This window comes from Nocardia farcinica (genome assembly GCF_001182745.1).
Classification (GTDB): domain Bacteria; phylum Actinomycetota; class Actinomycetes; order Mycobacteriales; family Mycobacteriaceae; genus Nocardia; species Nocardia farcinica.
Genome location: NZ_LN868939.1, coordinates 561,388 through 585,581 on the forward strand (window position 1 = coordinate 561,388; position 24,194 = coordinate 585,581).

The 24,194-nt window shown below is 69.7% G+C and carries 18 protein-coding genes; 1 reads left to right on the forward strand and 17 read right to left on the reverse strand.

Annotated elements, in window-relative coordinates:
* Window positions 1–53 precede the first annotated feature (53 nt).
* The 17 genes from fadD32 to AMO33_RS19770 form a co-directional block, all read right to left on the reverse strand.
* The gene (fadD32, locus tag AMO33_RS19690; RefSeq protein WP_060593844.1) at window positions 54–1,970 is read right to left on the reverse strand and encodes a long-chain-fatty-acid--AMP ligase FadD32; all 1,917 of its coding nucleotides are present in this window, start codon (window positions 1,968–1,970) and stop codon (window positions 54–56) included.
* A 191-nt stretch (window positions 1,971–2,161) separates the two neighbouring features.
* Entirely contained in the window at window positions 2,162–3,181 is a 1,020-nt protein-coding gene (locus AMO33_RS19695) for an LLM class F420-dependent oxidoreductase (RefSeq protein ID WP_011206716.1), read from the reverse strand.
* Between the two features lie 166 nt (window positions 3,182–3,347).
* Entirely contained in the window at window positions 3,348–4,325 is a 978-nt protein-coding gene (locus tag AMO33_RS19700) for a cutinase family protein (RefSeq protein WP_076573713.1), read from the reverse strand.
* On the reverse strand, window positions 4,322–4,852 hold the full coding sequence (locus AMO33_RS19705) for a DUF732 domain-containing protein (RefSeq protein ID WP_011206714.1): 531 nt from the start codon (window positions 4,850–4,852) through the stop codon (window positions 4,322–4,324). Before AMO33_RS19705 ends, AMO33_RS19700 begins: the two co-directional genes overlap by 4 nt.
* Window positions 4,853–4,954: 102 nt before the next feature.
* A complete protein-coding gene (locus tag AMO33_RS19710; RefSeq protein ID WP_060593845.1) occupies window positions 4,955–6,739 on the reverse strand; it encodes an alpha/beta hydrolase-fold protein in 1,785 nt (594 codons plus the stop codon).
* Between the two features lie 231 nt (window positions 6,740–6,970).
* Window positions 6,971–8,008: an alpha/beta hydrolase gene (locus AMO33_RS19715; RefSeq protein ID WP_011206712.1), complete on the reverse strand. Its 1,038-nt coding sequence runs from the start codon at window positions 8,006–8,008 to the stop codon at window positions 6,971–6,973.
* 401 nt (window positions 8,009–8,409) lie between these two features.
* Window positions 8,410–9,471: an alpha/beta hydrolase gene (locus AMO33_RS19720; protein ID WP_011206711.1), complete on the reverse strand. Its 1,062-nt coding sequence runs from the start codon at window positions 9,469–9,471 to the stop codon at window positions 8,410–8,412.
* A gap of 347 nt (window positions 9,472–9,818) precedes the next feature.
* Entirely contained in the window at window positions 9,819–10,862 is a 1,044-nt protein-coding gene (locus AMO33_RS19725; protein ID WP_011206710.1) for an alpha/beta hydrolase, read from the reverse strand.
* A 231-nt stretch (window positions 10,863–11,093) separates the two neighbouring features.
* The gene (zomB, locus tag AMO33_RS19730; protein WP_011206709.1) at window positions 11,094–13,037 is read right to left on the reverse strand and encodes a flagellar motor control protein ZomB; all 1,944 of its coding nucleotides are present in this window, start codon (window positions 13,035–13,037) and stop codon (window positions 11,094–11,096) included.
* 7 nt (window positions 13,038–13,044) lie between these two features.
* Window positions 13,045–13,977 (reverse strand): decaprenyl-phosphate phosphoribosyltransferase, encoded by a 933-nt coding sequence (locus AMO33_RS19735; protein ID WP_060593846.1) that lies wholly within the window; start codon window positions 13,975–13,977, stop codon window positions 13,045–13,047.
* Window positions 13,978–14,053: 76 nt separating this feature from the next.
* Window positions 14,054–14,557: a phosphatase PAP2 family protein gene (locus AMO33_RS19740; protein WP_373368908.1), complete on the reverse strand. Its 504-nt coding sequence runs from the start codon at window positions 14,555–14,557 to the stop codon at window positions 14,054–14,056.
* A 56-nt stretch (window positions 14,558–14,613) separates the two neighbouring features.
* Window positions 14,614–16,548, reverse strand: coding sequence for a glycosyltransferase (locus tag AMO33_RS19745; RefSeq protein ID WP_060593847.1), 1,935 nt, complete (start codon window positions 16,546–16,548; stop codon window positions 14,614–14,616).
* A gap of 37 nt (window positions 16,549–16,585) precedes the next feature.
* Window positions 16,586–17,815, reverse strand: coding sequence for a UDP-galactopyranose mutase (gene glf / locus AMO33_RS19750; protein ID WP_011206705.1), 1,230 nt, complete (start codon window positions 17,813–17,815; stop codon window positions 16,586–16,588).
* 127 nt (window positions 17,816–17,942) lie between these two features.
* Window positions 17,943–18,647, reverse strand: a complete 705-nt coding sequence (locus AMO33_RS19755) for a hypothetical protein (protein WP_139337525.1) — start codon at window positions 18,645–18,647, stop codon at window positions 17,943–17,945.
* Window positions 18,648–18,668: 21 nt separating this feature from the next.
* On the reverse strand, window positions 18,669–19,208 hold the full coding sequence (locus tag AMO33_RS19760) for a hypothetical protein (RefSeq protein ID WP_060593849.1): 540 nt from the start codon (window positions 19,206–19,208) through the stop codon (window positions 18,669–18,671).
* Between the two features lie 110 nt (window positions 19,209–19,318).
* Window positions 19,319–20,092, reverse strand: coding sequence for a MerR family transcriptional regulator (locus tag AMO33_RS19765; RefSeq protein WP_060593850.1), 774 nt, complete (start codon window positions 20,090–20,092; stop codon window positions 19,319–19,321).
* 99 nt (window positions 20,093–20,191) lie between these two features.
* Entirely contained in the window at window positions 20,192–21,688 is a 1,497-nt protein-coding gene (locus AMO33_RS19770) for a SpoIID/LytB domain-containing protein (protein WP_060593851.1), read from the reverse strand.
* A gap of 186 nt (window positions 21,689–21,874) precedes the next feature.
* Between AMO33_RS19770 and AMO33_RS19775 the strand changes: the two genes are divergently transcribed.
* The gene (locus AMO33_RS19775; RefSeq protein WP_076573715.1) at window positions 21,875–24,139 is read left to right on the forward strand and encodes an N-acetylmuramoyl-L-alanine amidase; all 2,265 of its coding nucleotides are present in this window, start codon (window positions 21,875–21,877) and stop codon (window positions 24,137–24,139) included.
* Window positions 24,140–24,194 lie beyond the last annotated feature (55 nt).

Below are 24,194 nucleotides of genomic sequence, written 5' to 3' on the forward strand. Positions count from 1 at the left end.
ACGATATCCGCGCCGGGCGCCGTCGACCGGCCGTTCAGCTCACCCTTGGCGATTTACTCTTCCGGTGCATCGGGGAAAGCCTGCTGGGTGTATCCACCGCGCAGCGTTCCCTCCAGATATGCAGTCTTGCAGGCGCGGCGCGCGATCTTGCCGCTGGAGGTGCGCGGGATCGAGCCCGCGGGCACCAGCAGCACGTCGCGCACGGTCACACCGTGCCGCTGCGAGATGGCCGCGCGCACCGCGTCGGCGATCGGGCCAGGATCGGCCTTGCCGGCGCCCGGACCGCGTTCGGCCACGATGACCAGCTGCTCGGAGGCGTCGTCGGGATCGAACTTCAGGCCCGAGTGGCTGCCCTGCTCGAACACCTCGGCGGGCAGCTGGTTGGCCGGCACCGAGAACGCGGCGATGAAGCCGGGCCGCAGCGCCTTGCTGGCCTCCTGCGCGGAGTACTCGAGGTCCTGCGGGTAGTGGTTGCGGCCGTCGACGATGACCAGGTCCTTCACCCGGCCGGTGATGTAGAGCTCACCCTCGAAGTACACGCCGTAGTCGCCGGTGCGCATCCAGTCCGCGTCCTCGGCGGTGCCCTCGGCGTGGCTGCCCTCGGCCAGCCGCTGGGTGACCTTGTTGCGGAAGGTCTTCTGGGTCTCGTCGGGCCGGTTCCAGTACCCGATGCCCATGTTGTTGCCGTGCAGCCAGATCTCACCGACGTGCCCGTCGGGCAGCTCGCGGCCGCCGCCGTCGCTCTCCACGGTGGCCGGGTCGACGATGACCGCCCACTGCGAGAGCGCGACGTACCCGCAGGAGACCTGCGCGATGGCGTTCTCGGCGCTCGGGTCGACCTTCACCATGCGGCCCGCGTTGAGCTCGTTGCGGTCGACGTAGGTGACCTTGGCCTCGTCCTCGGCCTTGGTGGCCGAGACGAACAGGGTGGCCTCGGCCATGCCGTAGCAGGGCTTGATGGCCGTCTTGGGCAGGCCGTAGGGCGCGAACGCCTCGTTGAACTTCTTCATCGAGGACGTGGTGACCGGCTCGCTGCCGTTGATCAGGCCGATCACGTTGGACAGGTCCAGCGATTCGCCGTTCTTGGGCAGGCCGCGCGCGGCGGCGTGCTCGAAGGCGAAGTTCGGCGCCGCGGCGAAGGTGCCCGCGCCGTCGGAGACCGCGGCCAGCTCCTTGATCCAGCGGTAGGGACGGCGCACGAACGCGCTCGGCGACATGATGGTGATGTACTTGCCGCCGACCGCGGGCAGGATCACCGTGAGCAGGCCCATGTCGTGGAACAGCGGCAGCCAGGTGACCCCGCGCGAGTTCCAGTCCAGCTTGATCGCGTCGACCATCTGCAGCAGGTTGGTGCCGACGGCCCGGTGGGTGATCTCCACGCCCGCGGGCACCCGGGTGGAGCCCGAGGTGTACTGCAGGTAGGCGATGTCGTCGATCTTGATGTCCGGGCGCACCCAGCTCTCCCCGACGCTGTCGGGAATGGCGTCCACGGCGATGATGCGCGGGCGCTGGGCGGCGGGCAGCGAACGGAAGAACTGGCGCACCCCGGCCGCGGAGGAGCTGGCGGTCAGGATGGCGGAGGGCTCGCAGTCGCCGAGCACGGCGTGCAGGCGGTCGGTGTGCCCCGGCTCGTCCGGGTCGAACAGCGGCACCGAGATGGTGCCCGCGTAGATCGCGGCGAAGAAGGAAACCACGTAGTCCAGGCCCTGGGGGGCGAGGATGGCGACCCGATCACCCCGCTTGGTCACCTGCTGGAGTCGGGCGGCCACCGCGCGCAGCCGAACGCCGAACTGTTGCCACGTCAGCTCGTGTACCTCGCCATCGCGTTCCCGCGAATAGTCGATGTATCGGTACGCGAGCGTGTTCGCGTCATTGCGGGTGTGCTTCTCGACGTGATCAACCAGGGTGTGATCCTCGGGAATACGGATGTTCCCGGTTTCGTCCAGGTAGTCGTCGAAAGTCTCTTCCATTCCTTCTTCTCCTCCGAGGCACACGCAGCATGACGGCGACACCGCCGTGGTATCCGTGGGGCCCCGACTCGCTTTCGCCCGCGGGTGCTCTATGTCGCAGAGTCAACCTGCAGATTTCCTGCGGTCTGCGCGGTGACCGCTTTATCGGCTAGATGTCCTCAAACCAGAGTCATGTTACAGAGAAGACCGGCTCACTCGTCCCTCAGCAGGGGGATAACCGGTGCGAACGCGTCCATCTGCGTGGGATAGATGCCGACATAGGACATCGACGTGAGTTTGCGCACGCGTTTGATCTGCTCGGCGATCTCCTCGAACGTGCCGATCGCCACGTAGGGCGAGTTCAGCAGATCCTCCACCGTCAGCTGCGTATCGACCTCGAGGTCGGGATGCAGCCCGCGGTCGAGGGCCGACAACGCCATCTCGGCGGTCTTCTCCCGGTCGTCGGTGATGACGATCGCGGAAATGGCCCAGTTCAGTTCGATCTCCGAGAATCGATCCCCGGCCGCTTCCTTGACCAGGTTCACCTTCTCGATGGTCTTCTCCAGGGTGATGCCCGAGAGCAGACCCTTGCCGTTCTTGGTGGTCATCGGCACCACCGAGACGATGTCGGCGTGCTTGGCGGCCAGCCGCAGCATCTTCGGGCCGCCGCCGCCGGTGCACAGCGGCGGACGTGGGCCCTGCCGCGGGCGCGGCGTGCCCTTGACGCCCTCCACCTGGTAGTACTTGCCGTGGAAGGTGCATTCCTGGCCGCGCAGCAGCACGTCGAGAATGGTCAGCGTCTCGTCCAGCTTGGCCAGGCGCACGCCCGGGGAATCGTAGGGCAGCCCGGCGGCGAGGAACTCGTCCTGCTTCCAGCCCGCGCCGATGCCGACCTCGAGACGGCCCTTGGACAGCACGTCGATGGTGGCCAGATCCTTGGCCAGCACCACGGGATGACGGAAACCGTTGGCCAGCACGGAGGTGCCGAGCCGGATCTTCTCGGTGGCCTGGGTCAGGGCGCCGAGCGCGGCGATCGGGCCGATCTGGTCGCCGAGGTGGTCGGGCACGACGAAGGTGTCGTAGCCGTATTCCTCGGCCTGCTGCGCCAGCTGGACGAACTTGCGGGCACCGCCCTCCTGCTTGTTGCCCTCGCCCGCGGCCGCGAAGCGGAACGGGCGCAGCGGCGTACCCAGGTCGGTCAGCTCACCGGCCGGTGCGGCGGCTTGTGTCATGGAATCCTGCTCCTGGCTGTGCGGAAATGCGGCGCGACGGCCCCGGCGTGCGACGGGCCGGTCGCGAATCACCAGCGCACTTTACAGCGTCCCGCGGAACTCCCGTGCGGTTGTCACCGCACCGGATGGCCGGGCACAGCACCCCGGGGGACGCGGTTGTGCGCACTCACGAATGCGGCGGGTGCGGCGCGGACTCGATCAGACCGGCTGCCCAGCCCGCGGTCCACTGGGTCGCGGTGGTGCCGTTGCCGTCCACCACGTAGGTGTTGTACAAGGCGTGCACCGGGTTTCCGGCCGCCCGGACCAGGCTCAGCACGCTGGGGATCCAGTTCACCGGGCTGAGAGCCTGCCGCGGCGAATCGCAGATCATGTCGCCCGGCGCGCAGATGGTGTAGGTGCGATCGGCCAGCGCGCCGAAGCCGGGGCGCGGCCCGGTCATCGTGATACCGGGCACCTTCAGCCCGTTCAGCGCGACTTCGGCACCCACGCCCGGCGGTGTGGCGCCGACCTCGATCGCCTGCCCTGGCCCGGCCTCGCGCCTGCCGTCGGCGATGAGCGTCACGCCGAGGACCAGGTCCGCCGGGACGGGGCCCTTGCCCTCCCCGATCTGGGCGGCCACGTCGCCCACGATCACCGCACCCTGCGAGAACCCCGCGAGCACGTAGGTGGTCAAGGGGCATTCACGGTGCCGTTCGGCCAACGCGTCGATGGTGCGCTGGGTGCCCTCGGAGCGGCTGTTGTTGTAGGACTGCTGGCCGTCCGGCGGAATCGCCACCGGGTTGGAGAACTGGGCGACGTAGGGCACCGTGTAGACGTCCAGGCGCTCGGCGGGGAACTGCTCGCGCAGCGGACCGGTGACGTTGAGCATCAGCGACAGCGGGTTGGCCGTCGGATTGCGCGGATCGTCGTTGCTGTTCGACTCCCACGTGCCGGGCACCGAGATCAGTTGCACGTCAGGGCAACTGGCGGGCTGGGAGGCGGGCGGCCTGGTCGGTTCCGGGCCGGGGCCGGGCAACCGCAGCCGTCCGGCCAGCAGGAACCACAGCAGGATGATCACCGCGACCAGCAGCGCGGCGATCACCAGGAACAGCAGGCACCCCACCGGTCGTGACCGGCGGGGTCTCGAGCCGCGACGCGCGTTCACTGGCAGTAGGTCTGCTTGGCCGTGTCGATGTAGATCCGCCCGGCCTGCTCGACCGGCATCTTGGCCGGGTCGAAGGAGGCGTCGGCGCCGGCCATGGCGTTGACGAAGGTGGTCAGGTCCTGCTCGGACGCGCCCGCCTGCACGCTCTGGCACACGTAGCTGCCGATGCTGAGCGCGATGTCCGGCGAGGACGGCGTGACGCCCTTCTCCTCGAGGGCCGCGATGAAGGCCTTGTCCTTCTCGCTCAGACCGGAGGTGTCGGCGGGCGGCACCGCCTCGGTGGGCACCGGCTGGGGGCGCTCGGGCGCGACGGTCTCGCTCGGCGGCGCCTCGGGGGCGGGCGCCTGGCTCTGCGGTGCGCCCTCGGCCGGGCTGCTCGACGCGGCGGCCGCCGAGGTCGCGGTGGCACCCGTCGTCAGCGTCGGCGTGCTCGACGCGGTCGAGTCGTCGTCACCACAGGCGGCGAGCAGGCCGGTGGCCGCGATGGCCAGGGCGAGGCCGGCCACCTTTCCACGGATCCGATGCATGAATGTCTGTCCTCGATCTGTTCGCAAGGGGGATCGGTCGGCCCCCAGGGTAACGGCAACCGCGCTGCGGCCGGTCACACCTCGGGGCCCGCGGCCTCCCGGCTAGATGCCGTGGATCTCCGCCTTGCCGTCGCGCACGACGATGAAGCCGGTCTGGAAGTTCTGCTGCACGCCGCCGTCGACGGGGAACTCGTCGCTGATCGGGTAGCCCAGCCTGCCGTTCTCGAAGCCGGCCGACTGCCAGGCGTCCATGATCGGGCCGTTGCGCACCGCCCAGGCGCCCGAGAGCGGACTCCAGTAGATGTTGCCGCCCTCGAACCGGCTGAACCGGCCGAGGTCCTTCAGCGGCGCCTCTTCCGCGGCCGGGAACCCCAGCCAGCTGTTCTCGTAGCCGAGCTGCGCGTACTTGCCCAGGATCAGGCCCTGCACCCGGAACACCCCGGTGGCGGGACTGTAGTAGAACGGCCCGCCCTCGAACGCCTGGACCGCGCCGTCCTTGTTCGGCGTCCTGACCTCGGGCGCGGTCGGATAGCCCGCCGGTCCGCGCTCGAAGCCCTGCCTGCCCCACTCGTCGAAGATCGCGCCACGCACCACCTGGGCGCCGGTCTGCGGCGTCCAGTACAGCGCGCCGTGCTGGAAGGGCTGCATGCGCCCACGGCCGTCGCCCAGGTCGCGCTCGCCGCCGGTCGGCAGCCCGAGGGCGCCGCCCGGCCCACCGGCGGCCTGGTAACCACCGCCGATCATGCCGCCGACGGCATGCGCGCCGGTCTCGGCGGAGTAGAACACACGGCCGCCGTGGAAGTCCTGGGCCAGGCCGCCGGGCACCGCGTACTCGCCGGTCAGGCAGTCACCGAGCCAGCCGTTCGCGGCGGCCAGCGCACCGATCGCGCCGCCCGCCGCGCAGGCCGGCTTGTCCGGTTCGACACCGAGCGCGGCCGCGGCCTGCGGCCAGGACTGACGCATCTCGAAATCCCAATAGGGCCAGGAGTGGGTGCCGGACGCGCGATAGTTCACCGTCGCCGGGATCTGGAGTTCGCCCAGCTTGGTCACGAAATTCTGCGAGGTGAGCCTTGACAGGATCTCGAGCCCGGTACCGGCGTAGTTGGTGCTCACCCCGGGGATGCCGGAGGCCTGGTCGAACGGCCCGGTGGTGCCGCTGCCGCTGGAGATGTAGAGGCTGACCCCGCGCAGCTTGTCGGCGAGCAGATACGGGTCGTGCGCCTCCCACTCGGGGCTGGTCGGCGGCCCCCACATGGCCGCGGAGTCGAATCCGCCCGCGTCCCGCATGGCGAACTGGATGGCCTGCGGCATGCCGAGGGTGGTCGTGGTGAGGAAGCCGGAGTAGGACGCGGCGTAGCGGACGAAACCCGGGTTGCGCCCGGCCAGGAACATCGCGGCGGTGCCGCCCATCGACAGGCCCTGCATGCCGCGCACGTCGGTGGCGCGCCACTGGCTCTCCAGCAGCGGCGGCAGTTCCTTGGTGAGGAAGGTCTCCCACTTGTAGTTGCGGCCGTTGTTCGGCTGCATCCAGTCGGCGTAGAAGCTGGACTGGCCGCCCACCGGCAGGACCACGGTGACGTTCTTGTCGGCGAAGAACTCCTCGGCACCCGCGTCCTTCGTCCAGCCGCTCTCGTCGTCGGTCGCGCGCAGTCCGTCGAGCATGATCAGCAGCGGAAACCTGGCCTCCGGCTTGGCATTCCAATCCCGCGCGAGCAGCAGCTGCACCTGCACCGGCGCACCCATCGAGGGCGAGTTAACCCACAGCGCAACACGGCGGTCGGTCAGCCAGATCGCCTGCTGGACGGTTGCGGAGGCGGGTGTCGTCGCGGGCTGTGCCACCGCGGTCGGCACGGCCGGTGTCACTGTGGCGCCGATCGGCACCAACATCGCCGCCGCTATCAGCGCGAATCGGCCGAGCGCCGCCCGGCCGCCCCGTCTGGAAGGCAGACCTGGTTTACCACAAGCAACTCCAGCCACAAGAGGTTTCTACCCCGCTCCAGGCCGGATTCCGGGTAAGGCGCGCCGCGCAGCAAACAACGACGGCCGGGAAAACGAGCGAGGCCGTCGCTTCCGGGCGGAAGCGACGGCCTCGAGGGTGTTACGCGGCGGGTGTCGGGATCACCAGGCGCCGAGCGCGTCCAGGATGCCCTGGCGCGAGTTCCACAGCTGGCCCTCCCAGTACTTCCAGGAGTGGGTGCCGGTGGCCGGGAAGTCGAACTGGGCCGGGATGCCCAGCGACTTCAGCCGCACCTGGAAGGCGCGGGTGTTCACCAGCGACAGGGCCTCCAGCGCCATCGCGTTGCCGGTGTTGAACACGCCGACCGGCGAGTTCGGCCGGTCGTGCTGACCGGGCAGGCCGCTCGCGGCCGAGATGTACATCGGCAGGCCACGCAGCTGCGGCGCGAACACGAACGGGTCCATGCGCAGCCACTGCGGGCTCCACGGGGCCGCCATCGAGTCGACGTTGAAGCGACCGGCGTCCAGCATCGCGATGCGGATGGCCTCGCGCATGCCCGGCGCCGAGATGTTCAGGTAGCCCGAGTAGGAGGCGGCGTACTTGAACTGGTCACGGTGGTAGGCGGCCAGGGCCAGCGCGGCGCTGCCACCCATGGACAGGCCGGCGACGGCGTTGTTGGTCTTCGAGACGCCGTAGCCCGCCAGGAAGTTCGGCAGCTCCTGGGTCAGGAAGGTCTCCCACTTGTAGGTGGTCTTCTGACCGTTGGTGTTGCTGGGCGCGTACCAGTCGGTGTAGAAGCTCGACTGACCGCCGACCGGCATCACCAGGGTGATGTTGTCGTTCTTGAACTGCTCCATCGCGTTGGTCTCGAAGGACCAGGCGTTGCGGTCGTCACGCGCCCGCAGGCCGTCCAGCAGGTACAGCGCCGCGTCACCACCGCGCGATGCCCACTGCACCTGGACCTTGATCGGACCCATGACCGAGGGCACCATCAGTTCTTCGTACCCGCCTGCCGGCGCGCGCAGCACCGGGGCGTGCACGGGAGCGGCCGTAGCGGCGGTCGGGGCCGCTACCCCGGCGGCGATCGGTAGCGCTAGCGCAGCGGCACCGACAGCCAGAATCCGATGACGCCAACCGCGAGGTTCGCCTCGCCGACCCGACTTGACTCTCTTCGGCGCGGCGGCCCTGCCGAATCGCATGAATGTCGCTCTCTTTCTGCTGTTGTGGTGACACCACGCCGAGCCGGCGCGGCACCACCCGTGCTGCCAACGAGACGCACGTCACAATGCGCCGGATCCCGACACTCCGGCGCACAATGACGGCGCTACAACGATCTGGTCACACTTGTGCTCGCGGAAGAATATTCCACCGCGGATTCCCGGGCAAGGCCGAGACATTTCCGTGATCGGGAAATCCCTACGCGCGCGAAGTGTGATCGTGCGGTGACCATACCTTGTCCACGCGGCGATGTCGTCCCGGAGCCCGAGTTCTGGGCATATCCCAACGCGCACACCGGCATCGGCGTCCCGCGGCACTCCGCGAACACGACGAACCGCCGGGTGCCCGAGGGCGCCCGGCGGTTCGTCGACGGCAGCGTGCGCTATCCGATATTCGCCGACAAGTCCGGCATCATCCGGACCGCCTCGTCACGCCAGTTGTTCCAGGCGTGGATCCCGAATGGCGGGAAGGAATACACCGCGTTACCGCCGCCCAAAGTCGCCATACGCACCTGGAACGCGCGGGTGTTGGCCAGCGCCAGCGCCTCGAGCCCCATGCCGTTGAGGGTGTTGAAGCTCGGCGGATCGGTCGAGGTGGGCAGGCCGCTCGCGGCGGCGATCCACAACCGGGTGCCGTTGCGGATCAGGTTGGGAGCGAACACGAACGGGTCCATCCGCAGCCACTGCGGGCCCCACGGCGGCGCCATCGCGTCCACGTTGTAACCACCGGCGTCGAGCATGGCGACGCGAATCGCCTCGCGCATACCGGGAGCGGAGATGTTCAGATAACCGGAGAACGATCCGGCGAAACTGAACTGGTCCGGGTGGTAGGCGGCCAGTGTCAGCGCGGCCGAACCGCCCATCGACAGACCGAACACGCCGTTGCGATTCGGATTGAACCCGAGCCGATCGCGCAACGCCCAGCGCAGCTCATTGGTCAGGAAGGTTTCCCACTGGTAGCGGTAGCTCTTGCCGGGACCACCGGTGAAGGCGTTCAGCGCGCCGGAACCCGAACTCGAACCCGAACCGGCGGGGATGCCGAAGAATTCGCTGGGCGCGTTCCAGTCGGCGTAGAAACTCGACATACCGCCGACCGGCATGACCACGTTGATGTTCCAGCTCGCCAACAGGGCCGGAACGTCGGTCTCGATTTCCCAGCCGTTGAGCGTCTCGGGTGCGCGCATGCCGTCGAGCACATAGACCACACGATTGGTGTTGCCGTCGGCCGCGCGCAGAATGCGGGATTTGATGGGGCCCATTCCCGAATCGACCCAGAAGTCGAAGGCCGCGGGGTCGAACGCTGCCGACGCCGTCGCACCGGTGCCCGCGACCGTGACGCCCAGGGGCACGAGTACCGCGGTCGCGACGGCCAGTGCCGCCCTGCGGGTCCAGGACTTGGCCCCGGACGCTCTCGTCGGCCTGCGTTTCCAGCGGAGACTTCGCATTCAATCGACCTTTCCTCTGGACGACCGGCTACTACGGAGCTATCCGACCGGTCTCCTCATCGGGGCACGAAGACCTGCCGTCCGGCAAGAATCGGACGTTTCGACCTCAGTGCATGCTCACGGTGTATCAATCGGGAACGAATGCCTACATGTTGCTGGAAAGTGATCCAGCCCACAAGAAGACGCCGCCTCCGCTATTGATTCGTTGCCGAAAGCACCGGGGACACCCTCCGGTCACGGGCAGGAAAAAACCGCCCGCGGCGACGCGCCGCGGGCGGTTCTCCTCGACTCGTGCCCGGTGTTAGCCAGGCGGCCGCTGATGGGGCTCGGGCGGTATCCGAGCCGGCTCAGCCGATGTTCGCCGAGAGGTCCGGGATCATCCGGTAGACCTCGGTCTCCCAGTAGCGCCAGTTGTGCACACCCACGGCGGGGAAGTCGTAGGTGACGTTGTTGGCGCCCAGCGTGGCCATGCGCACCTGGAAGGCGCGGGTGTTGGCCAGGGCGAGCACCTCGAGGCCCATCGCGTTCACGGTGCCGAAGTTGAAGCCGTCGGCCGGGCCGGGCAGGCCGCTGCCCGCGGAAATCCACAGGCGGGTGTTGTTGGCCTTGAGCCGCGGCGCGAACACGAACGGGTCCATCCGCAGCCACTGCGGGCCCCACGGCGGTGCCATCGCGTCGATGTTGTAGCCGCCCGCGTCGATCATCGCCACGCGCAGCGCCTCACGCATACCCGGCGCCGAGACGTTCAGGTAGCCGGAGTAGGAACCGGCGTAGCTGAACTGGTCGGGGTGGTAGGCGGCCAGCGTCAGCGCGGCCGAACCGCCCATCGACAGACCGAACACGCCGTTGCGATTCGGATTGAACCCGAGCCGGTCGCGCAACGCCCAGCGCAGGTTGTTGGTCAGGAACGTCTCCCAGGTGTAGCGGGTGCTCTTGCCCGGACCACCCGCGAACATCTGCAGCGCGCCCGAGCCCGAGGACGAGCCCGACGCCGAGCCGCTCGACCCGCCGCCGATACCCAGGATGGTGCTCGGGGCGTTCCAGTCGGCGTAGAAACTCGACATGCCGCCGACCGGCATGACGACGTTGATGTTCCACTTGGTCAGCTCGCGCGCGACCTCGGTGTCGATCTCCCACCCGCTCAGATCGTTGCGCGCGCGCATGCCGTCGAGCGCGTAGACCACACGGTTGGTGTTGCCGTCGGCGGCGCGGAAGATCCTGGACTTGATCGGACCCATGTCCGAATCGACCCAGAAATCGAAACCGTCGGGGTTGAACGCCGCCGAGGCGGTGGCACCGCCGCCCGCCACCGTCACGCCCAACGGCATCAGCACGGCCATCGACAACAGCAGCGCGCGCTGGAACCAGCCGCGGGCTCTTCGACCTCGCATCGTTATTTTCGGCCTTTCCTTCGAGCGGCCGGACTCGACCGCGTCCGACGCCGGATGGCCGCCGGAATGTACAAAGTCCAGTAGACGCCCGCGGGCGTACCGGATGAGCCTAACCTCTCCCCGACGCGCCGACGTTACCGAATCGAGATAAAGCGGCGCAGGCCACTACCGCGATGCGACCACTGAGCCAAGCGTGCACGCCTGTGGCCGGTGTGACAACTCGAAGAGGTTTCATCGCGGCGGCTGTGGGAACGGATCGACCAATCCGCATCGCTGGATCTCGTACTTCGGCACCCGATCGATCCGGTACTTCGCGAAGTCCAGGGCGTTGCGGAGGTTGTGCCGGAACCGCTCGAAGGTGAGCGGGTCACGCGAGGAGATGAGCAGCGCCTGGGTCTGCGGGCACGACATCGCGACCCTGGCCTGGGTCACCCACTTCTCGTCGAGATACCACGGCATCCACGGTTTGCGGTCCACCATGCCCGCGTCCACGATCACCCAGTCCGGGTAGAGGTTCTTGTCGTGGCCGATGCGCCCGTTCTCCAGGCGGTCGGTGTGCGCGGCCAGCGGATACGCCAGCCCCATCTGGTCGATGACGCGCACCTCCAGCGGCACGTTCATGCTCGTCATGCCCAGGTTGAGGAAGAACACCGTGTGCCCGGCCCCGCCCGGCGGGATCGGCTGCGGCGGCGGCGCCACGTACCAGAACATGAACGACGGCGAGTTCAGCAGCAGGCCGCCGTTGGGGTTCTCGGCGATGTTGTTCACCATCGCCCGCATCCGCGGGTAGTCGAGGTAGTCCTCGGCCCGGATCGGGTGGTCGTGGCCGGTGTTGAGCACGTAGTAGACCCGCTCGTCGACGATGCCCGACTCGCTGATCTTGGTGCCGGTCTTGATCGCGGTGGTATCGGCGGCGAACAGCGCCCAGCCCATCGCCCCGGCCCAGGCCAGCAGCACGGCGGCCAGGGTGCGCTGCCCGGCCACCGAGCGCGGCACCGGCAACCGCACCGGCAGCACGGCGACCGGCAGCAACAGCAGGAACAACTGGGGCAGCAGCATCCGTCCGTGCATGAAGTCGCCGCCGACGCGCAGCGCGTAGACCGTCAGCAGCAGACCGCTGACGAGCACCAGCGCGACCACGGCGGCCGGCGAGCGCAGCCACCGCCGCACCCGCAGCAGCCGCGACTCCCCGGCACCGCCGGGCGCTTCGCTACCGTCGCCCGCGGGCGACCAGGCGGGCAGACCGCCGCCACGCACCGCGACGATCGCGGCGGCCAGCAGGATCAGCAGCGGCAGCCACAGCAGGTAGGGACCGACCAGGTCCCACAGATAGGTGAAGCCCTGGCTCCACTTCGCCCCGCCGGCGTCCTTGGCCACGGCGGTGTTCGGGTAGGGCAGGCCGTAGTAGCCCATCCGCCAGATCTGGTAGCCCAGCGGCACTAGGCCCGCGACCGCCACGATCAGCGCGCGGGTCGCGACCGGGCCGAGCCGCCACTGCGGCATCGGGGCGAAGAAGATCATCACCAGCGCGAGGCCGCCGACCAGCGTCATCTCCGGCCGGATCAGCGGCGCGAGCCCGGCCAGGAAGACCAGCCCGGCCAGCGCGCCCGGCCGCACCCGCTCGGCCCGCGCCCAGCGCATCAGCGACCACCACAGGACCGCGAGCCAGCAGATGACCAGCCCGCTCTCCAGCCCCGAGGTCGCGTAGTCCCGCGCGGGCGGCACCGCGATGTAGACCAGCACACCGGCGGGCAGCAGCAGCGCGGTCCGCGGCCCGCCCCACAGCCGCGCCGCGCCGAGCATCGCGAAGACCATCGCGATCAGCGAGAGGGTCAACGCCACCGCCAGCACCACGTACTCGAGGCGCATCTGGGTGAGCCAGCTGAAGAACCAGACGATGTAGGTCCAGGCGGCGCTGGTGTTGGTCTCGACCCGCTCGTCCATGTTGAACACCGGGCCGTTGCCCGCGAGCAGGTTGCGCACGGTGCGCAGCACGATCAGGCCGTCGTCGGCGATCCAGCGCCGCTGCCAGGCGCCGATCGCGAACAGCACGACGGTGAGCACGATCCCACCGACGAAGGTGGCCGAGGACAGCCGTAGCGACGACGAGGCGGACCGCGCCCGCTCGGCAGGGCGGTCCGCCTCGTCTTCAGTTCGCTCCGCTGTATCGACCAACGCTTCGTCAGGTGAGATAGACAGCGACACCTACCGCTCCGATCCAGGCGATTGCGAGGAACTGCAGCACGCGGTCCCCCAGGGCGATCTCTTCGGGTTCACCGGCCTCGCCGCCATCGACGTCGACCGCGTATCGCAGGATTGCGATGGTAAACGGAATCATCGAGATCGCGAACCAGGTCGTGTCGTTGTCGCGATCCTGCTCGAACGCCCACAGGCCGTAGAAGACCACGACGGCGGTGGCCGCCAGCGTCCAGATGAAGCGCAGGTAGGTCGGTGTGTAGTACTCGAGCGACTTGCGGATCTTGGCGCCGGTGCCCAGCGCGATCTGCAACTCGGCGTAGCGCTTGCCCGCGGCCATGAACAGCGAGCCGAACGCCATGATCAGCAGGAACCACTGCGACAGCGAGATGTCGGCCGCCGCACCGCCGGCGACCGCGCGCAGCAGGAAGCCCGAGGAGACGATGCAGATGTCGAGCACCGCCTGGTGCTTGAGCCCCAGGCAGTAGGCCAGCTGGATGCCGATGTAGACCGCCATCACCACGGCCAGATTCCACGAGGCGAGGAAGGAGACGAGCACCGAACCGACCAGCAGCACGGTCGCGAGCACGTAGGCCAGGTTGACCGGCACCACGCCCGCCGCGATGGGCCGGAACCGCTTGGTGGGATGGGCGCGGTCGGCCTCCACGTCGAGCGCGTCGTTGACCAGGTAGATGCCCGAGGCAGCCATGCAGAACACCACGAAGGCGATGGCCACGTGGCTGAGCACGGTCAGGTCGCTGACGGTCTCCGGGCCCGCGGCCAGCGGCGCCGCGAGCACGAGGACGTTCTTGACCCATTGGCGCGGCCGGACCGCCTTGATCAGCCCGCCGGCCAGGGTCTTGGGCGGCCCCTTGACGACGGCTTCGGCCAGATCGGCGCCGGTCGGCTCTTCACTCATCTCACCCAAGGCCTTTTCTTCTGCGGTCACTGTCTCTGCGGTGCGGTGCGCCCGGTCCCCGACGTGGCTGGGCACGCTATCGCCTCCGGGCCCGCCGCGCGGCCCGCCGCTTCTCGGCGGCCAGCACGACGCTCGCGGACGCCGCGCCGAGCGCCGACCCGGCGAGCACGTCGGAGGGATAGTGCACCCCCAGCACGACCCGGGAGAGCAGCATCGGGGGGACGAGCACCGCAGGCAAGGGTAGCCCGGTGAGTCTGCCGAGCAACACGGCCGCCGCCGTGGTGGAGGTGGCGTGCGAGGACGGGAAGCTCAGCTTGCTCGGCGTTCCCACGTTGACCTGCACCGACGGATCGTTCGGGCGCGGGCGCCGCACGACACGCTTGATCACGATGGAGGCCGCGTGCGCGCCGACCGCGCCGACCGCGACCCCGGCCCATTGCCGCCTGCGCGGCTTGTCGACCAGCCAGCCCGCCGCGGCGATGCCGACCCAGCCGAGCGCGTGCTCACCGAAATGCGACATGCCGCGTGCGGCCGAGATCACCGCCGGGTTGGCGCCGATGCTGCCCTGCACGGCGTTGATGACGGCGACCTCGGGCGGCCGGGTACCGGTGTCGCGCAGGCTCGGGTTGACGGCGTTCACGGGCGCTCGCTTCCGGTCTGTTCGATGCCGAACGCGTTCTCCCAGGCGGCGGCGCCGGTGAGCCGCGGATGGGCGGCCCGGTAGCGTTCGCGCAGCTCGGGGAAGCGCGCGGCGAGTTCCTTGCGCAGGCGCATCGCCTCCTTGAACAGGCCCCAGGCCTGCCGTGGATCGCGCTTGCGGTACACCACGCCACGCCCGTCGGCGGTGGTGACGGTGACGCCGTCGACCTGCGAGAGCAGGAACCATCGCGCGTCCAGGGTCGGCACGTTCAGCTGCGGGGTCTCGTGGTGTTCGGGGCGGGCCGGGCGCAGGTTGTGCACGATGCCCTTGGCCAGTCTGCCGATCTTGGACACCGGGTTGGCGGGCTCGCCCACCGCGCCCACGTCCAGGTGGCTGGCCAGCGGCAGTTCGGTGGAGGAGGGCAGGATCACCGCGTCCGGGTACTGCTTGCGCAGTGCGTGCACCGCGCCCAGCGCCGAGGGCAGCAGCTGGAACAACCGGTCCGGTCCGGCCAGGAAGTCGCGGATCGCCAGGTTCTGGATGGCGACGGTCGAATACTCCAGGCAGAGCAGGTGTTTCAGGGTCGCCTTGACGGTGTTGACGATCATGCCGCGGCCCTCGCCCGGCAGGTGCAGCGCCGCGACGACCAGGCGGTTGCGCAGGTGGAAGTAGGCCTGCCAGTCGATCGCGTCGTCCTTGTCGCTCCAGGCCATGTGCCACACCGCGGCGCCGGGCAGCGTGACCGTCGGGTAGCCGGCTTCGCGGGCGCGCAGGCCGTACTCGACGTCGTCCCACTTGAGGAACAGCGGCAGCGGCTGGCCGATCTGCTCGGCCACCTGGCGCGGGATCACGCAGGTCCACCAGCCGTTGAAATCGACGTCGATGCGCCGGTGCAGCAGCTTGGAGTTGTCGCGGTCGCGCAGCGGGTACTTGGCGAAATCGTGGTCGTACTCCACGTTCGGCGCGGCGGTCCACATGAAGATCGACCGGTCGACGACCTCGCCCATGACGTGCAGGTGCGAGCGTTCCTGCAGGTTGAGCATCTGCCCGCCGACCAGCACGGGCGACTTCGCGAAGCGGGCGAAGGCGAGCGCGCGCAGGATCGAATCGGGCTCGATCTCGATGTCGTCGTCCATGAAGACGATGTACTCGGCGTCGGTGGTCTTCAGCGCCTCGTACATCACCCGGCTGTAGCCGCCGGATCCGCCGAGATTGGGTTGGTCATGGATGGCGAGCCGGTCACCGAGCACCGCCGCGGCCTCGGCGAACCCGGGTTCGTCGACGACCTTGCGGGTGCCCTGGTCGGGGATGATGACGGCCGCGACCTTCTCCAGCACCAGCGGGTCGGCGCCGAGCGCGGCCAGCGTCTTCACCGCGTCGGTGGGCCGGTTGAAGGTGGGCATGCCGACGGCGATGCTGCCCTCCCCCGGCGCTTCCAGCGGCGCGTACCAGCCGCCCGCGAGCAGCGTCACCGCGGTGTCGGTGGTGATGTCGAACCAGATCCAGCCGCCGTCCTCGAACGGCGCCAGCTCGGTCTCGAACTCCACCGTCGTGGACTCCGCACCGGCGGGCACGGAGAACTCCTTGCCCTGCACGTGGATTCGCGAGCCGTCGGCCTTGGAGCGGTAGACGTCCACCCGCCCGTGGCCGGCCAGCTCCAGCCGCAGCACCACGGAGGTCAGGACCGTCCAGCGCCGCCAGTAGCTGGCGGGCAGCGCGTTGAAGTAGGTGCAGAACGACACCTCCGACTCCGCGCCGATCGAGAGCGAGGTGCGGGTGGCCGCGTGCGCGCGGCGGGCGTTGGTCGCCGATTCCTCCAGATAGAGCGTGCGCACGTCGAGCGGTTCACCCGGCCGGGGCAGGATGATGCGCTGCAACAGCGAGGTCGCGCGGGTCTGGGTCGTCATGTCTTCCACTATCGACTGGGTCATCGTCGGCTTTCGGTGTTGGCGCGCCTGGTCAAGGGCCTCAGTCCTGCTCGTCGACGAGCGCCGCGCCCGCTTCCAGGTGCGGACGCAGCACGTTGTCGAACATGCTCAGCGCCGAACCGATCGCCATGTGCATGTCCAGGTACTGGTAGGTGCCGAGCCTGCCGCCGAAGAGCACCTTGGCCTCGGCGGTCTCCCGCTTGGCGCGCTCCCGGTAGGCCAGCAGCTTGGCGCGGTCTTCGGGGGTGTTGATCGGGTAGTACGGCTCGTCGCCGGTCTGGGCGAAGCGGGAGTACTCCCGCATGATGACCGTCTTGTCGTTCGGGTAGTACTCGCGCTCGGGGTGGAAGTGGCGCGGCTCGATGATGCGGGTGAACGGCACGTCGGCGTCGTTGTAGTTCATCACCGAGGTGCCCTGGTAGTCACCGGTCTGCACCACTTCGGTCTCGAAATCGATGGTGCGCCAGCCGAGTTCGCCCTCGCTGTAGTCGAAGTAGCGGTCCAGCGGGCCGGTGTAGACCACCGGCGCGTCCGGATTGGCGGCCCGGATCTCCGCACGCACCTCGAACCAGTCGGTGTTCAGACGCACCTCGATGAGCTCGGAGGCCGCCATGTTCTCCAGCCACTTCGTGTACCCCTCCTTGGGCAGGCCCTCGTAGGTGTCGTTGAAGTAGCGGTTGTCGAAGGTGTAGCGCACCGGCAGGCGGGTGATGTTGCCCGCGGGCAGTTCCTTGGGGTCGGTCTGCCACTGCTTGGCGGTGTAGTCGCGGATGAACGCCTCGTAGAGCGGGCGGCCGATCAGCGAGATGGCCTTCTCCTCGAGGTTCTGGGCGTCCTTGGTGTCGATCTCGGCGGCCTGCTCGGCGATGAGCTTGCGCGCCTCGTCCGGGGTGAAGTAGCGACCGAAGAACTGCGAGATCAGGCCGAGGCCCATCGGGAACTGGTAGGCCTGCCCCTTGTGCATCGCGAACACCCGGTGCTGGTAGCCGGTGAACTCGGTGAACTGGTTGACGTAGTCCCACACCCGCTTGTTGGAGGTGTGGAACAGGTGGGCACCGTACTTGTGGATCTCGATCCCGGTCTCCGGTTCCGGCTCCGAGTAGGCGTTGCCGCCGATGTGGTGGCGCCGGTCCAGCACCAGCACCCGTTTGCCCAGCACATTGGCCGTGCGCTCGGCGATGGTCAGCCCGAAGAAGCCGGAGCCGACGACGATCAGATCGAACTGTGCGTTGACGTTGGCGGAGTTACCGGAGGACGATGCGACGGTCACGGGAGCCCAGAGTATCGGAAGTCCCGACCGGGGCAGGGTGCAGTCATACCCTCGGCCCGGCCGCCCCCGACAGGTCCGGTTTTCCCGCTGGTGAGCGGATCGGGGCTGGTTCCGGGCACGGCCGGGGTCACCGTGGATGCGGGTTTCCGCCGTACCCGTGCGGCACGCCCGGACCGGGCTGTGGATGAGCGGGGTGCGGGGGATGAACGGTCCCCGCACCCCACCCGGGAACCACCGGACCGGGCGCGACGGACGGATGGGCCGGGCCGCGCCATCCATACGGTGGCGGGCCCGCGGGGGCAGGCCCCGGATACCGAGCCGACGTGCGGTTCCGCCCCGCATCGACCCAGCGCATCGTGGAGCGGGCCGCGGCCAGGGACAGCACCAGTGTCGCCAGGCCGAGGCCGACGGCACCGCTCCCGACGGCGACCGGCGTGCCGCTACCGAGCCCGACGGCGAGCCCGGTCGCGCTGCCGATCACGCCGAAGAAGGAGACCACGATCAGGATCACCCGCCCCGCGTTGACACGGGCGGCCAGCATCGCACCGCCGAGGAACCACGTGCCCGCGCCGATCAGCTGTGCCCAGCCGAGCAGCCAGAGCCATTGAGCACTCTCGCGCGCGGCCGCCCCTGCCCGGCCGTGCCCGGCGTTGTCCAGCTCGACCGCCGCGTGCAGGGCTAACCCGGCCGCGGTGCCTGCCAGCACCGCCAGGACCATCGCCAGCACGGCCGCGGTCCGCGCGGTCGCGCCGCTCGGCAGGGGTGCGGGTGGGTTGTTCGGGCGGCCGTACTGCGGCGCTGCCCACGGAGGCTGATGACCAGGCGGGTACACCGCAGTCGAGGCTCCAGCGCGTCAGGAGGTGGGCGCGGTGGCGAACCAGCGGGCCGTGGCCGGGACGGCGGCGACGGCCGCGATCACCAGTGGCACAACCGAACCCACCAGGCACGGCAGCCAGTCGCCGTGCACGAAGGCGGTGACCACGCCGGGCAGGCCGGTGGTCGCGGTCGCGATGTCCACCCCGGTGCCGCCTTCGGTGGACCAGTGGATGCCGTAGTCGGATCGGTACCCGGTCAGGGCGGCGAGCAGGCCGAGGGCGGCGAAGGCGAGCCAGGCGCCCGACGCGAGCAGCACCATCCAGCGCCCCTCGTCCGCGCGCCGGAGCATCTGCAGCGCACCGTATCCCAGCGCGACCGCCAGCAGCGCGGCCCCGAGCGCCGTGGCGACGGCCAGTGAGTTGTCGTAGCGGCCCGGGTCGGACACGAACGACGCACCCAGGATGAGCAGCCCCAGCACGTTGGCCGCCGCACCGACGGCGGCGAACCCCGCGCTCACCGTGGCGGTGACGCTCGCGGTGGTGGTGGCACTGCCTGCCCTGACCTCGGGGGCGCTCATGGTTCCTCCTCGTGCGCGCGAACGACACGCCAAGTATGCGCAGCGCCGACGCCGGATGCGCGACGGCGCCCGCGCGGATCGCTCCACGCGGGCGCCTGTCCGAGATCGGCCTACCGGAGGTTCGCCTCGGCGTAGACCTTCATCGCGTCGCGGACGTAGGCCGCGGTGCCCTCGCCGTGCACGTCGTAGTTGGCCGCGAAACGCGGGTCGGCGACGTACATCTCACCGAGGTTGACGAAGGCGTCGGCGGTGACGGGCTTGCCCTGCCAGCCGAGCGCGATCCAGTCGCGGTGCCGGGCCGCGATGGCCTGCACCTCGTCGCTGTCGACGGGCAGGCCGGCCGCGTGCGCCCGGCCGTAGTCGGCCGCGATGTCCAGGTGGGTCTGCCCGAACTCCTTCTTCTGCTCCTCCGACAGCGAGCGCCACCACTTGTCGCCCCTGTCGTAGGCGTCCTTGCCCCAGCGCTCGATCACCTCGTCCTTGTACTGGGAGTGATCGAAGCCGTCGAAAACTTCTGCTGCCACGAGCTGTTCACCTCTTTCCGTCTTCTGCAGCGTGGTTCGTACCGACTCGATCAGCCGCCGGATCCGGTCCTGTTCCTGCGTCAGCAGGTCCAGGTGCGTGCGCAGCGCTGCCGCGGTGTCCTGCTCGCCCGCGAGGACCTCGGCGATGACCGGGAGGCCGAGGCCGAGTTCGCGCAGCAGCAGGATCCGTTGCAGGCGCAGGAGGGAGTCCTGGTCGTAGTATCGGTACCCGTTGGCGCCGATCCGGCTGGGTGGCAACAGCCCGAGCTGGCCGTAGTGGCGCAGCGTCCGGCTGGTGGTACCGGCCGCCCTGGCCAGATCCTGGATGGACCATTCACCGGTGCGGGTACCCGACGTCATGACCGGTTCTCCTTCCGCGTTTCTCATCGGTGAGACCAGTCTGCAAGTTGACGTTACGTCAAGGTCAACAGTCTTTTTCCGCGGTTTCGGGCGGGGTGCTCAGGCGGGCGCGGCCCCGGGCGGCGGGACGGGGGCGGGCACGTCCGCCGGCACCACCGGATCCGCGAGCGGCGGCATGGGAAGGCCGGCCGGGTGCCGTGGCAGCGCCTCCACCGGCGGCGCCCCGCCGGGCGGCACGGTTCCCGGTGGCACGGACTCCGAAGGCGCCGTCTCCGAGGGCACGGTCTCTGAGGGCACAGTGTCGGTGGGCACGGTCTCCGTGGGCAGGGTGTCCAATCCGTCTGTGCCCGGGATCAATTCCATCAGTGTCGTGAAATCGACGACCTGCGCGCCCAGCGTCGGCGTGGCGATGATGACGCCGTTGGTGAACAGCCGGTAGGTGCCCGCGTTCTGCGGCAGCCCCCACTCCGGGCCGAGCGGGGTACCGAGCGTGCTGTTCGCCCCGCCGATCCGCTCGTATTCGACGTCGATCGCCGACGGCGTCTCGGCGGCCCGGGTGCGCGGATCGGCGGGCGGACGGGCCACCTCCAGGTCGGCCGGGCGCGGGCCGACCTCGAAGGTCTGGATGTCGGCGGGCGCGCCGCCGTCGGGGGCCGCGGAGTATTCCGAGCGCAGGATGTGCCCGTCGCGCAGCAGCACCTGCCCGGCGGTCGAGGCGACGGCGGCCGCGGTGCGCGGGTCCTCCTTCTCGGTGCCCGGATACACCTGGCAGTCGGTGGTGTCGCAGGTCTGGGCGTAGGGGTAGCGCTGTTCGGCGAGCGCGTAGGAGCGCGCGGCGACCGCCTGCGCGCGCAATGCCTCGCCGGCGCCCTTGTCGGCCCAGTTGGCCTGCACCTCGGCGGGCACCACGCCGAGCAGGTAGTCCTCGACGTCCACGCGGTTCACCGTCCGGAAGGCGCCGTCCTCGGTGGCGACGCCGAGCGAGCCGCGGTATGCGCGGCCGTTGCACAGCGTGAGGTGTTCCTCGGCCGGCCTGCCGGGATTCGGGTCGAGGGGATAGATCCACGGGTCGGCGGTCGAGGTCTGCCACAGCACGTCGCCGTCGCAGCCCAGGGTGACCACGACGTTGGCGCCGCCGTCGGCGAGCGGGGTCAGATGCGCGACCTGGCCGGGTTCGAGGGTGCGGCCTGCCACCCGCGCGCCCGCGTCGGCGTAGGCGTCCAGCACCGCGTCGTCCTGATCCATCAACCGCACCGCGAGGGTGGTCGGCGGGACCGTCCCCAGGGTGGCCCCCGGGTAGTAGTGGGCGAGGATGCGTTCGGCGAGCCAGCCCTCCTGGGCGCTGTCGAACGCGCCGACCTGGCTCATGCCGCGTCCGTGACCCGGGCCTGCCAGGGGTTCGTATGCGCGGTCGACGGGCCACTGGGTGTAGGCCAGGGCGCCGCCGACCAGCAGGACGGTGCCGCCGGTGGCGAGGACGGGGCGCAACCGGACCTTCGGTGGGCCGACCCGGTTCCTGATCCGCAGCCGGATCCGGCGCCGGGTCCGGCGTAGGCCGGCGTTGTCGCTGTCGTCGAGCTGGCGCTTGCGTTGCATGGCTCACTCCCACTTGTCGGCATGTCTCCCGGACCGGCCGCGCTCCGAGGGCTACATTCGAGCAATCACAGGTCTAACCCTAAACCAGAGGTTTATATTTGTGATGGATGTGAACTAGTGTGATGGCTGTTGCATCAGGAAGCAAGCCTGATCTGCGCACCTGATCACCGTTCGACCTGATGGGAGATGCTCGTGCCGCAGCGCAAGCCGAAACGTTCGTTCGTCCTACCGATGGTGACCACCCTCGCGGTTGCAGCTCCCCTCGCGGCGTTGACGATGAGCGACTCGGCCGATGTCCGCTCGACCAACGAGTCGGCCCTGGCCGCCGTGCCCGCACAGCTCGCCGAGGTGGTGCTCACCCAGGCACCCGACATCACCCTGCCGCTGCGCGAACTGACCGGGCTCAACCTGCCCGACCTGCGCCTTTCCGATCTGCGCAAGCTGCCGATCCCGCCCTCGATCCACATTCCGGAGGGGTTGCCGGTGCCGCCCGGCATCCAGCTGCCCACCGAGATCCCGCTGCCGCGATTCGATTCCGGCACCCCGACCACCACCCCCGCGCCCACCCCGGGCGCGGCCCCGACCACCACCGCGCCGGCCATGCCTGCGCCGGTGCCCGGCCAGCCGGTGCCCGCGCCCGCGACGGCGAGCCCGGTCCCCTCCCCCGCATCGACGAAATTCATCGCCGACCCCGGCGCGTTGCCGCCCGGCACGACACCCGACACACCGGCGCTGGCGCCCGGCGCGCTGCCGCAGGAACTGCTGGATCAGGTCGGCGCGCAGGTCAAGGAGCTGTCGCGGGACACGCCGTTCAGCATGGTCGCGCTCACCGCGGCGGATCTGGCGAACACCACCGCGATGGTGCGGGCCCGCCAACCCGACGGCAGCTGGGGTCCCTGGTACGAAGCCGCCGCGCTGGACACCCGACGCGACGACCGCACGCCCGCGGGCCCGACCAACGGCACCGAGCCGATCTACGTCGGCGAGACCACCGCGGTCCAGATCCTGGTGACCCGCAAACCGGCCGCTACGCAGCCGCAAACATCAAGCGCCGCAGCGCAATCCGGCGGGATCGCGGCCATCGCCGAGGACCCCGCGCACACGCCCGACCTCACCGCGGTGCTGATCGATCCGGGCCGTGGACCGCTGGACGGCGCGCTGTCCGACATCGCCACCGCGCTGCCCGGCGGCGGCCCGAACGTCATCACCCGGGCGCAGTGGGGCGCCGACGAATCCATCAACTGCCAGGAACCGACCTACGACGACGGCCTCGGCGGCGTCACCGTGCACCACACCGCGGGCCGCAACGATTACAGCAAGGCCGAGTCGGCGGGCATCGTGCGCGCCATCTACACCTACCACTCGCAGACCCTGGGCTGGTGCGACATCGGCTACAACGCCCTGGTCGACAAGTACGGCCAGATCTTCGAGGGCCGCCGCGGCGGCCTGGACCGGCCGGTGCAGGGCGCGCACGCGGGCGGGTTCAACGAGAACACCTCCGGCGTGGCGCTGATGGGCAACCACGAGTCCGAGGCGCCGACCGACGCCGCCATCGACGCGATCGGCCGATTCATCGGCTGGCGCACCCGGATCGCCGGACTCGATCCCAAGGGCTACACCACCATGTACTCCGAAGGCACCGAGTTCACCCCGTACGCCGAGGGTGAGGAGGTGCGGTTGCCGATCGTCTTCGCGCACCGCGACGTCGGCAACACCAGCTGCCCCGGCGACGCCGCGTACTCGATGATGGACCGCATCCGCGACATCGCCGCGGGCGCGCCGGGTAGCTCCGGCTCCGAGGCGCCGCGCCGCACCCAGTCGGACCTGGCCGCGCTGGCCGAACTCACCGCGCGCCTGCTGAGCATGGTCAACGACAACCTGATCGCCAAGCACTACGCCGCGACCGGTGGACCCGAGGGCCCGCTGGGCGCCGCCCAGTCCGAGCCGCTGCCCGCCGCTCAGGGCCAGCAGTACGCCAAGTTCGTCAACGGCTACGTCTACACCTCTCCGCAGGGCCAGGCCGTGGAGGTGGTGGGCGCCATCCTCGAACGGTTCCTGCAGCTCGGCGCCGACGCCGGCATTCTCGGTCTGCCGCTGAGCAGCCCCTACCCGGTGCCGGACGGCCTGCGTTCGGACTTCCAGAACGGATCGCTGATCCTCAACAACCTCACCGGCATCGTCACCACCGTCTGGAAGACCTACAACGACACCTATCAGGAGGAGATGCGCCGCAACGAGGTGGCGGCGCCCGGTCAGGTGCCGGGAGCGCCCGCGGACCCGCAAGCCCTGCCGCCCGCGCCGGGCGCGGCCGGGCCCGCATCTCCCGCGCCGAACGCCCCGGCCGATCCCGCGGCACCGGCCTCTCCGGCTCCGGCTCCGGCTCCGGCTCCGGCTCCGGCTCCGGCTCCGGCTCCGGACGAGCCTGCCGCCCCGGCACCGGTACCGGCCTGATCACCCGCCCGGCGCCCCACGGGACGTCCGGGCGCCGCAGCCGAGGCGAGCGCCC